The 10952-nt window shown below is 61.8% G+C and carries 12 protein-coding genes; 7 read left to right on the top strand and 5 right to left on the bottom strand.

Annotation, left to right across the window (positions count from 1 at the left end; translation table 11 throughout):
• Window positions 1-2: 2 nt before the first annotated feature.
• The 3 genes from AYK65_RS29825 to AYK65_RS29815 form a co-directional block, all read right to left on the bottom strand.
• Window positions 3-1157 (bottom strand): efflux RND transporter periplasmic adaptor subunit, encoded by a 1155-nt coding sequence (locus tag AYK65_RS29825; RefSeq protein WP_081162953.1) that lies wholly within the window; start codon window positions 1155-1157, stop codon window positions 3-5.
• A 53-nt stretch (window positions 1158-1210) separates the two neighbouring features.
• Window positions 1211-1819 (bottom strand): TetR/AcrR family transcriptional regulator, encoded by a 609-nt coding sequence (locus AYK65_RS29820; RefSeq protein WP_046117575.1) that lies wholly within the window; start codon window positions 1817-1819, stop codon window positions 1211-1213.
• 744 nt (window positions 1820-2563) lie between these two features.
• A complete protein-coding gene (locus AYK65_RS29815; protein ID WP_081163115.1) occupies window positions 2564-4099 on the bottom strand; it encodes a M10 family metallopeptidase C-terminal domain-containing protein in 1536 nt (511 codons plus the stop codon).
• 225 nt (window positions 4100-4324) lie between these two features.
• On the opposite strand from AYK65_RS29815, the gene AYK65_RS32210 reads away from it, so the two are divergent.
• Entirely contained in the window at window positions 4325-4486 is a 162-nt protein-coding gene (locus tag AYK65_RS32210; protein WP_139015685.1) for a hypothetical protein, read from the top strand.
• 68 nt (window positions 4487-4554) lie between these two features.
• On the opposite strand, the gene AYK65_RS29805 is transcribed toward AYK65_RS32210, so the two are convergent.
• Complete coding sequence (locus AYK65_RS29805; RefSeq protein ID WP_081162948.1) at window positions 4555-5604, bottom strand: ornithine cyclodeaminase; 1050 nt, start codon at window positions 5602-5604, stop codon at window positions 4555-4557.
• Between the two features lie 126 nt (window positions 5605-5730).
• On the opposite strand from AYK65_RS29805, the gene AYK65_RS29800 reads away from it, so the two are divergent.
• From AYK65_RS29800 to AYK65_RS32670, 6 genes are all read left to right on the top strand, one after another.
• Complete coding sequence (locus AYK65_RS29800) at window positions 5731-6192, top strand: Lrp/AsnC family transcriptional regulator (protein ID WP_026614636.1); 462 nt, start codon at window positions 5731-5733, stop codon at window positions 6190-6192.
• A gap of 92 nt (window positions 6193-6284) precedes the next feature.
• On the top strand, window positions 6285-6884 hold the full coding sequence (locus AYK65_RS29795) for a DUF922 domain-containing Zn-dependent protease (RefSeq protein WP_034885232.1): 600 nt from the start codon (window positions 6285-6287) through the stop codon (window positions 6882-6884).
• Between the two features lie 255 nt (window positions 6885-7139).
• Window positions 7140-7670, top strand: a complete 531-nt coding sequence (locus AYK65_RS29790; protein ID WP_026614634.1) for a DUF992 domain-containing protein — start codon at window positions 7140-7142, stop codon at window positions 7668-7670.
• A gap of 279 nt (window positions 7671-7949) precedes the next feature.
• A complete protein-coding gene (locus AYK65_RS29785) occupies window positions 7950-9278 on the top strand; it encodes a hemolysin family protein (RefSeq protein WP_026614633.1) in 1329 nt (442 codons plus the stop codon).
• Between the two features lie 188 nt (window positions 9279-9466).
• Window positions 9467-9655, top strand: coding sequence for a DUF3008 family protein (locus AYK65_RS29780; RefSeq protein ID WP_026614632.1), 189 nt, complete (start codon window positions 9467-9469; stop codon window positions 9653-9655).
• A gap of 269 nt (window positions 9656-9924) precedes the next feature.
• Window positions 9925-10083, top strand: a complete 159-nt coding sequence (locus AYK65_RS32670; protein WP_167549681.1) for a hypothetical protein — start codon at window positions 9925-9927, stop codon at window positions 10081-10083.
• 33 nt (window positions 10084-10116) lie between these two features.
• On the opposite strand, the gene AYK65_RS29775 is transcribed toward AYK65_RS32670, so the two are convergent.
• Window positions 10117-10638, bottom strand: a complete 522-nt coding sequence (locus AYK65_RS29775) for a sigma-70 family RNA polymerase sigma factor (RefSeq protein ID WP_026614631.1) — start codon at window positions 10636-10638, stop codon at window positions 10117-10119.
• Between the last annotated feature and the right edge of the window lie 314 nt (window positions 10639-10952).

The raw sequence follows: 10952 nt of genomic DNA, 5'->3' as shown, positions 1-10952 counted from the left end.
GGTTAGCGCACGATTTCGTGCGTTTCGGCGCGGGCGGACTGCTGCTCGGCCGACGGCCCGGCGATTGCAGGCAGCTTCACCTTCAGGTCTTCCGACATGAACTGCGTGCCGACGGCAACGACGAGATCACCGGGCTGAAGGCCGCCGGTGACGCGTACGCCGTCGTCGGCGAAATCCGCGAGCTCGATCCCGCGCGCATGCACGGTCGAGGCGTTGCGGTCGACGACCCAGACGATGTCCTTGCCGTCCTTCTGCGCAAGTGCGCTCAACGGAATGGAAACGAGCGGCTGCGAATTGGCGGCAGCGGTCTCGACCGTCGCCGTCATGCCGAGGAGCACGCGCTCGTCGTTGGGCAGGCTGACGCGCACGGAAAAGGTACGCGAACGCTGGTCGGCGCTGCCGGAGACCTCGCGCACGTGGCCGTCGACGACGAGCGCGTCGTTCGACCAGAAGCGCGCTCTGACCGGCTTGCCCGGCTTAAACTCGGCAATATCCATCTCCGGCACGGCGATTTCGACCTCCTTCTCGCCGTCGACCGCGACGGTCACGACCGGCGTGCCCGTGCCGACGACCTGGCCGATATCGGCATTGATGGCGGTCACGATGCCGTTCTGGTCGGATTTCAAATCCGTATAGGCCACCTGGTTCTTCGCCTGGCTGAGAGACGACGCCGCGGCGTCGCGCGTGGAGACCGCCTGGTCATAGGCGAGCGTCGCCTGGTCGAGCTGCGCCTTGGAAGAGAATGCCTTGCCGAAGAGCTGTTCGGCCCGGCTCTTGGCGAGCGCCGCCGTCTGCACCTGCGTCTCGGCGGCGAGCAGGCTCGCCTCGGCGCTCTTCACCGCGAGCTCGAAGTCGGAGGGATCGATGCGTGCCAGAAGATCGCCGGGCTTCACCCGGTCGCCGATATTGACGAGCCGTTCGGTAATCTTGCCCGCGACGCGGAAGCCGAGGTTCATTTCCGTGCGCGCCTTCACCGAACCCGAATAGTCGAGCGCGCGCGCTTGCCCCGCCGTGGAAATCTCCACCACCTTCACCGGACGGACGATCTCCTTGGTCTCGACCTTTTCTTCCGAGCAGCCGGCAAGAACGGCGCCAAGGGCGACGAGGGCCAGGAGATTGGCGACGAACGGCCGGTTGAAGGGCTTCGGTGAAAACATCGTTCGTACTCCCTGCGTGGCGGCTCGTGGCGCGGCCGCTCGTATTTCTTCGATTATTTCTTCAGTGCTTTGATCGCGAATTCGATTAGCTCGTCGGGCGTCGCGCGGTTCTGCTTCGCAAGACATTGCGCCACCATCTGCGGATGACAGAGGGTTATCAGGCTGGCATCGAAGCACCGGGCGGCGACCTCCGGATCCTGATCGGCGAATTCGCCGGCCTTGATGCCCTCGCGGATGATCTCGGCCAGGAGCTGATCGACGCGATCGATGTGCTTTTCGATGACGTGCCATTCCCGCTCGATCGCCACGATGACCATCTCGTGGACCTTCTCTTCGTCGAGCATGGTCTCGACCGTGAGCTTGTGCTGCTCATGCGCATAGCGCCTGAGCCGCTCAGTGGCGCTCAACGGCAGACGCGAAATCTCATAGGCTTGCTGGTAGTTCGCGGCCAGCATGCGGGCGCAGAGCGCCTGGTGAATCTCCGTCTTCGACGCGAAGAAGCGATAGATGTTGGCCGGGGACATATCGAGATCGCGGGCGATGTCGGCGACGTTCGTCTTGGCATAGCCGTAATGACGGAAGAGGCGCTCCGCGGAATCGAGGATCCGCGTGATGTTTTCCTGCCGGGCAGCGTCGACGCCGCTTTCTTTGAGATCGCTCATTCTATCCACTTTGTGACGAGTGACGATTTTTGAATTTCGTCAGTGATAATTCGGCAGGATTAATATGTCAATAACTTTTGCGCGTGCCTTACGACCGTCGATCGCAACCTATAATCGTAAACATCGTGTGAACGCGCCACCATCGCGCGTTAACGCGCCTGTGGATGAGAGCGAAAGTGGAACGCGAGCGCCAGGATCGTCGTTGCCGGCCGCGTAGGCGAGCGGGACGACGAAATGCAGCCGCGACCATCCGCCGCACAGTCCTCGTTCACCCTGTCGGCCTCGCTGTCCTGGCAAGCGAAGTGGCTCGCCGGTTGAGCTACACGATGGGAACGGCATGCCGCGCGGCTTGAGCCGTGGTGTATGCTTATTTACGAAAATAATGAGGATCGCCTGTGCTTCTCTGAGAAACGAAGGCGAAAATTCTATGGGCAACGCATCGCCGGGCTGCCAGCAGCGCCGGCGGGCAGCATCGGCAGAGGCCGCTCAAGGGTGAACAGTGGTTTGAACCGCAGCCCCCTCGCCGCGCAGGAACCGCCACGAAAGAGGTCGCGGCATCGGATGCTGACCTCCGCTCCAGCCAGCATCTTGAATCACAAAACCGATAACGGAATCCCTTCCGATTCACTCAAAACCGGAACCGCTCTAAGAGGCGCGGCCGCCCTTAGGGATATTCCCTTCCTTTGCTTGTGGTCACAACGGGGTAGCAGGCCGGATTGGAGCGGCGTCCAGGCGTATCGCCTACTACAGGACAAAATAGCCTTTTTGCAGGGTGACGGCGTCGTCCAGATGTATGGCGAAATCCGCCACCTTATCGCCGTTGACGTCACCATAGATGTAGGTATCGGAGGCCTGCTTCACGTATCGGACCTGACCCGCCGCACCATTGAACGCCGCCGTGCCGATGAATGCAAATGCCTGATCGCCGGAGACTTTCGTGTTGGCATCGATGACGGAAAGATCGATCCTGTCCGCTTCCGAGGGCAGAAAGTCGTAGATCGTATCGCGACCTGAGGTCGCGACGGACGACTCCGAAAGTGCCTTGAACACGAAGCGGTCGGCTCCGGCGCCGCCAGTCAGACGATCTGCTCCGGCGCCCCCATAGAGCAGGTCGTTGCCCGATTCGCCGAAAAGGGCGTCGTTGCCCGCACTGCCATAGAGCGTATCGTTACCGATTCCGCCATAAAGGGCGTCATTGCCGGAATCGCCATTCAGTGCATCGTTGCCGCCGTAGCCCCATAAGCTGTTGGCGGCCTGGTTACCGGTGATCAAGTCTCCGGCCGAGCCACCCTTGACGTTCTCGATCAGCGAGCGCGTGTCGCCATGATAGAGCAGCGCATTGAAGATGTTGCCGGCGGCGAAGCCTTTGTTGGAGCCGCCGCCGAGCCAGGCAAGCTGGTCGATGCTGAGGGTCGAGGCCTGGCCCGGCCGTAGGTCGACCTTGAGCCCGGTCGTATAGGCCGTGAGATCGTAGGTATCGTTACCGCCGCCATCCCAGACGGTGGCGAAGATCCGGTTGGCGCCGGGCGAGACGGCGACCGCGCCGTTGACGAGCGTGGCGCCGCTGCCCGGCGTCCATTTGTAGACCGTGTTGCCGCTGTTGGTCGTGAAGTCGGCGCCGTACATTTCCTGGAGCGCTGCGATGTCGGCCATCATGAAGGTCTGCGGCGCGCCGTATTGTTCGTAGTAGTAGCCGTTGCCGCCGACATAGCCTCGATAGGTCATGATCGAATACTCGATCGAGTCGTATTGGCTGGGCAGGGCGTTAAAAGCGCCCTCCGCCTCATGGCCATGCTTCAGGCCGAGCGCGTGACCAAGCTCGTGCAACAGTGTGTGCCAGGCGTAATTGCCGGCGACCGGATTGCGATAGTCGTTCACCGTGCCGGCATAAGCGGTGCCGAACCAGACATCGCCGGCCTGAGCGTAGGTTCCGGGCATATAGGCATAGGCGGTTTTCGGAAGGTTCGACTGCGCGAAGCGGAGAGTTGCGGTGCTGGCACTGCCGGCGGCGAAGTTGGCGTTGGTGAAGCCCTCGATGGAGAAGCCGTCATTGGCCGCCGAGCCGTAGGACTGCTCCATCGCGAACAGTGCGGTGTTCACCTGCGCCGTCGACATGGAATTGAAGCCGGAGGACTTTTCGTTGCCGTAGGTGTAACTGCTGCTCGCTGTCGGGAATGCATAGGTGATGGTGCCGGTCCAGCTCGAGCCCGACAGTACGCCGTCGATTAGGCTGTTGCCGGTTGCCCTTACAGTTTTGAGAGTTTTACCGCTACCGCTCATGCGAAATTCCCAATTGCTAAGCGCGAGGCCATTGCCTCGGGGTCCAAAAACACGGATCGTGTCCGCGACGATGAGAGCCAATGCCTACTATTGTCATAAGGCGTTGGATAAGATTGGAGGAAAGGGGTGCCGTTCCACAGGTTTCTGGCGTTGTTTGCCTCGGTAACATTGGCAGCAATGTGTCATCCGGCAGCGGCAGCCGGCGCGAAGGCAGGTGGAGCTGATATGCAGAAGCCTCCGGATTACGAGGCCGCGGTCCGATCGGAATTCGAGCAAGTCAAGGCGGAGAACACGGTGGAAGCGTACGAGCGCTTCATCCGCCGTCATCCCGATCATCCGTTGGTGGAGGAGGCACGGGAGGCCCTATCCCGCATCGGGAAGCAGTAGCGCGCCGGGCGACCTTTCACACAACGGCGGAAAAGCGCCCAGGCAAACCTTTCGTTGGACCGCCGCCGTTACTTCGCGCGAAGCAGCATTCCGAACAGGTCGCGCGGATCGTCCGGATCGGCGATCATGTCGAGGTTCTGGTAAAACTCCGTGCCGGAGAGGCGCTCGCGCACGTAGCGAAGCGCTGAAAAATCCTCGATGGCGAAACCGACGCTGTCGAAGAGCGTGATCTGCTGCGAATCGCGCCGGCCCGGCGCCTCGCCGTTGACGACCTTCCAGAGTTCGACCACCGGAAAATCCGGCGCCATCTGTTGGATTTCGCCCTCAATGCGGGTCTGCGGTGGATATTCGACGAAGACGTCGGAGCGTTTGAGGATGTCGCGGTGCAGCTCCGTCTTGCCGGGGCAGTCGCCGCCGATCGCGTTAATATGGACACCGGCGCCGATCATGTTGTCGGTCAGAATCGTCGCGAACTGCTTGTCGGCCGTGCAGGTGGTGATGATCTCGGCACCCTCGATCGCCTCCTGCGCGGAGCTGCACGAGACGATCGCGAGACCGTAACCGGCGAGATTGCGTGCAGTCTTCGCGGTTGCTCGAGGATCGATGTCGTAAAGGCGGACGGTATCGATGCCGCAGACGGCTTTAATCGCCAGAGCCTGGAATTCGGCCTGGGCACCATTGCCGATCATTGCCATGGTGCGCGCGCCCTTCGGCGCGAGGTGGCGCGCCGCCATAGCCGAGGTGGCCGCGGTCCTGAGCGCCGTCAGGATCGTCATTTCCGTGATGAGCACCGGATAGCCGGTCGAGACTTCGGCAAGCAGGCCGAAGGCGGTCACCGTCTGCAGCCCGTCTGCGATGTTCTTGGGGTGGCCGTTGACATATTTGAAGCTATAGACGCTGCCGTCGGACGTGGGCATCAATTCGATGACGCCGTCACGCGAGTGGCTGGCGACACGCGGTGTCTTGTCGAAGCTTTCCCAGCGGCGGAAATCCGCTTCGATCGCGTCCGTGAGCTCCGCCAGAACGGTCTCGACCCCAAGATGGTGAACGAGCCGCATCATGTTGTCGACGCTGACAAACGGCACCATTGCCTTGGCTGACGGAAGCGGCGCGAGCATCGGCGGTTTTCTCCTGCATGTGATGAACAGGAAAGATGGTAACCGATCCGGCCCGCTGGTCGAAAGCGCAAACCTGTGCTATTTTCGCCATCGTATTGGGCGATTTGATCAGTGGAACTGCGCAATATGAGCAAAACATCAGCGGGCGGTACGACCGTCGCGAAGTACACGCCGGATGACCTGGATCGGCAGATCATCGCTCATCTTCGGGCCGACGGGCGCGCCTCGCTCTCGAAGCTGTCCGATGCGCTCGGCGTTGCCCGCGGCACCGTGCAGAACCGTCTGGACCGCCTGCTCGAGACCGGAACGCTTCTCGGCTTCACCGTGCGCGTGAGGGAGGACTACGACGTAAATACCGTCCATGCCGTGATGATGATCGAGGTCGTCGGCAAGTCGACGACGCAGGTCATCCGCAGGCTGCGCGGCATGCCGGAGATCTATACGCTGCACACGACCAACGGCAACTGGGATCTCGTGGCCAACATCCGCGCGGCGAACCTGTCCGAGTTCGACCGCATTCTGCGCGAGGTACGGATGGTCGATGGCGTGGCCAACAGCGAAACGAGCCTGCTACTCAGCAGCGTCTGAAGGCGGTCTTGCGTCGCACAAAGGCGATTGCAAGCGAGCATCGTCCGCTTTAGTTTGCCGCCGCATCAACACAGCGCACTGAAGGGATTCGCTTGAAGTCGGACCTTCGATCAATCCTGCTCCTGGTCTGCTTCTTCCTGTCGCCTTCAGCCGCACGCGCCGAATGGCAGGCGGTTGAAAAGGTCAAGGCTTACGCGATCACCGGACAATCCGGCCCCGAACTCTACGCCTCGATCGGCGAGCGGGGCCCCAAGGTCGGCGGCCTCGTCCGCGCCATCGCCCATACGAGCTTCAAACTCACCTGGTCGCGGAAATACGAAGCCCACGGCGGCGCCTGCGTCCTGGTGTCGGCGCTCCCCAAGCTTTCGATCACCTACACCTTGCCGGAGCCCGCCAGGCCGCTGCCGGCTGCCACGCAGAGGAACTGGGAGACCTTTATCGCCGGGGTGAAGAAGCACGAACTCGTGCATGGCGATTTCATCAAGGAAATGGTGCGCAACATCGAGGCCGCGACCGTCGGCCTCACTGTGCCGGCAGATCCGGAGTGCCGCAAGATCAAGGCGGAAATGACGAGGCGACTTGGCGAGCTGTCGCGCGCGCAACGGCAGAAGAGCCGCGATTTCGACAACGCCGAACTCAGCGAAGGTGGCAATATTCACCAGCTCATCCTTGATCTGGTGAACGGCGGATAGCACGGAACGTGCGGACGATTCCGCACACGCCCTGCGTCGCGAACCTGGGCTTGCTCACTTTGGCGAAACGGCAACACCGGATCGCAAAAAGCTGCCGACATCGGGAGCGCCTCTGAAATGTCTCATTAGGTCACAACTGTTCGACTCGCCCTATGCGGGCATAGCCTCGCGCGAAATCCCTGCGCGCCATCAGTGCTGAATTGTTTCGGACGACGGCCCGCCATCTCGCCGATCGATCCGACAAGGAGAAGATGAATGAAGAAAACTCTTGCCCTGGCGCTTTCCGCGGCCGCGATCGCGTTTGCCGGCGCAGGCGTCCATGCCGCCGATCTCACGCCCTATCGGGAACCGGCGCCGCCGCCCGTGCAGGACGCGCAAGGCGGCGTGAAGATCGGCTATCTCGAATGCGATATCGGTGGCGGCGCCGGCTACGTTCTCGGCTCCGCCAAGGAGGTCGATTGCGCCTTTCGCTCGATAGGTGGCGACGAAATCGCGGATCGCTATACCGGAGAGATCCGCAAGCTCGGCGTCGACATCGGCTTTACGATGCGCAGCAGATTGATCTGGGCCGTGTTCGCGCCGACGGCCGGCTATCACCATGGCTCTCTCAGCGGCATCTACCAGGGCGCGAGCGCCGAAGCGACGGTCGGCGCGGGTGTCGGGGCGAATGTGCTTGTCGGCGGCACCTCGGGATCGATCCACCTCCAGACGGTCAGCGTCACCGGGCAACTCGGTCTCAATGTCGCTGCCGCGGGCACGTCGATGACGCTCAATTCCGTCAACTGACGCTCATGATTATAGGTCGATACGACCTATAATCATCATGATCCAGGCGCATTGAGGATCGTCGGATCAAAATGCGGGCGGGCAACCGCCCGCATTTTTGCGTCGTGACTTCGCTCTGCGTCGGCGACGTCATTGCCGGTCGCAAGGCCCCCACCGGTAATCCCGCGAGGACGGATTGCGGGCAATTTCGGCCATCGATCGCATGTTCGCGTGGGACCGGCGTGTTACACTCGCGGTTCGTTGAACTGCCGCGCCCGGCCTTCGGCCCGAAAGGAGAACATGCCCAATTCCGACGGTAGCCTATTCGATTTCCTCGGTGTTCTCACCGTGTTCCTGCTGGTGGCCGCAAACGGTTTCTTCGTCGCGGCGGAATTCTCGCTCGTGGCGGTCCGGCGCAGCCGCGTGGCGGAACTGGTGACGCAGGGCAGAATGAACGCCACGGCCCTGCAGCGCGCCGTCGACAATCTCGACGCGAACCTGGCGGCGACCCAGCTCGGCATCACGATCTCGTCTCTTGCGCTCGGCTGGGTCGGCGAGCCGGCTCTCGCCCATCTAATCGAACCGCTGCTGAGCGTTCTGCCGCAGGTCTGGGCGACGGCCGGGTCGCATGCCATTGCCGCTGCCATCGCCTTCCTGATCATCACGGCCTTGCACATCGTTCTTGGCGAGTTGGCTCCCAAGAGCCTGGCCCTTCAGCGAAGCGAGGGCACGGCGCTTGCCGTCGTCCGGCCGCTCGGCCTCTTCCTGTTTCTATTGCGCCCGGCGATCCTCATTCTCAACGGCCTCGGGAACATCGTCTTGCGTCTGGCGGGCTTGCGGACCGGGGCGGGCGAGGCGGCACTGCACTCGCCTGCCGAGCTCAAGCTCATCGTTGCCGAAAGCCACGAAGCGGGGCTCCTCGACGAGGCGCAGCAGGAAATCGTCCAGCGGATATTCGGCATGGGCGATCGCCGTATTTCCGATTTCATGACGCCGCGCGTCGACGTCGACTGGATCGATGCTGACGACCCGCCGGCCGATATTCTGAAGACGATCCGCGAATGCCGGCACGAGCAGTTGCTCGTCGGCCGCGGCAATATCGATGAACCGATCGGCATGGTGCTGAAGAAGGATCTGCTTGACCAATTGCTCGACGGCAGGCCGCTCGATCCGCTCGGGATCGTCCGGGAGCCCTTGATCTTGCACGAGGCGACGCCGGTCTTCCGCGTGCTCGAGAGGTTCAAATCCGCGCCCGTCCGCCTCGCGACCATCGTCGATGAATATGGAAGCCTCGAAGGGATCGTCACGCAGACGGATCTGCTTGAGGCCTTCGCCGGCGAACTTCCGGATCTGGAGACAGAAGAGCCCGACGTGATCGAGCGCGAGGACGGCTCGCTGCTGATCGATGGCATGATGTCGGCGCACGACGCCTTCGAAAGACTGAAGCTTCAGGAAAGACCGCAGGATGGCGGCTATCACACGATCGCTGGTTTCGCCCTGCACATCCTCGGGCACCTCCCGGACGTCGGCGAGAGCTTTGAATTCGATGGCTGGCGCTTCGAAATTGTCGACATGGACGGCCGGCGAATAGACAAGATTCTTGCAACGATCATCCCGGGCGCGGAATAGGGACGGACCGCGGCTTCCCCGTTTCTGGTCGGGCATTTGAAGCGGTGCCGCCGTACCGCTCGTTCGCTGAACGCATTTGCTCACTCGCGGAACATAATCGAGTCTCGCCGGTTCCGGCAGCGAAGCCCGGCCGACATCGGGGAACTGTCCCGGTTCGGGACGGAGCATCATCGATGGGAGAAGGAGTCATGCCTGCAAAATCGAAGGCGCAGCAAATGGCCGCCGGTGCCGCGCTTGCCGCCAAGAGAGGCGAAAAGAAGAAGAGCGAGCTTAAAGACGCCTCGCGTAGCATGGCCGAATCCATGACCGAGAAGGAACTCGAGGAAATGGCGTCGACCAAACGCAAGGGAAAGAAACAGCACGTTTCAAAAAAGTGAGCGCGTTCGGCGGGTTGTGAACGCCGCAAGCATTTCCTGCCGCTTCGCGCCGTCGGTGTTTATTCGGCTGGTCCTTACATGGGCCGGCAACGGCGACGTGCGGCGTGTAAATCACCAGCGAGCGGCATGTGGACTGAGGTACGATGTCTCCGGTATGGCTCCTGCGGGTGCGGCTCTGGCCCTTCCATTCCGGTGGTTTTGATGATTTACAGCGCTGAGCCGGAACAATAATCTGGGTTGAGATCCTAGCCGTGACCAAGGACGGGCGAATGAACGACAGCAAGGCTTCCGCGGATGCAGACGCGGAAAAAGCCATCGACGAGCGGATCGCCTCGCTTCTGGAGGACATCCGCAAGGAGGCGGTACCGCAGCGCCTTCTCGAACTGGCGCGGAAGCTGCAGAGGGCTCTCGACGAGCGAAATCGCTGAAGCGGGGCCCCGTTGGTCGTTCTGGTTGCTAGGCTAGTTCAGTGGATTTCCGTGCATTTGCGCCGTTAGTTCGTCGCGGGCGCGGCTGAGCCGGCTCTTGATCGTTCCGATCGCGCAGTCGCAGATGTCTGCCGCTTCCTTGTAGCTCATGCCGAAACCGGCGACGAGAACCAGCACCTCACGGTGCTCGGGGGAGAGCGCTCCGAGTGCGGTGCGCAGCTCGCCGTTGAGGACCGACCATTCCTGCGGCGGTGCCGTAGGAATCGGCAGTTCCGCGCAATTGGTGCTGCCAGGGCTTTCGCGTGTGCGAATCTTGTACTGCGTGCGGAATGCATTGCGCATGATCGTGAACAGCCATGACTTGAGGCTCGTGCCGGGCTCGAACTGATTGATGCTCCTCAGGGCGCGAAGCAGGGTTTCCTGCACAAGGTCGTCCGCCTCGAATGAGGCCGACGTAAATGTGCGGGCAAAAGCCCTGAGAGCGGGAATCAGATCGACGACCTGCTCCTCAAGCAGCGGTGATGAGTGCGATGCGTGACCGCTGGTGGCAGGCATGTCAAATATTGCCCTTCTGCCTATGAAGTTCTCTAGGTGACGTTAGAAAATGCCTGTCCGGCCCTTTGGTTCCTAAGGGCGGGGGTATATTTCCCCAGGCTCACGCCGCGAGAGGCCGACAGACCGACGCCGCGAAGCGCTTCGTCGGGTGCGGGTCGCGCTCGCGAGCAAGGCAAAACGCCAGCGGGTGTGGAGCGGAGGGTCCACAACACCGAAAGTCGTTCCATGCTTTCTGTCGTTGCGGCCGAGCCGGCAGCGCGCCTTGCGGGAACCAAAAGCGATGTCACCAGTTGGGAAAGCCCAACAAGGAGAAC

The organism is Ensifer aridi, from assembly GCF_002078505.1.
GTDB lineage: Bacteria > Pseudomonadota > Alphaproteobacteria > Rhizobiales > Rhizobiaceae > Sinorhizobium > Sinorhizobium aridi.
The sequence above is the reverse complement of the archived record's forward strand: the minus strand, read 5'-3'. Positions and strand labels throughout refer to the sequence as shown.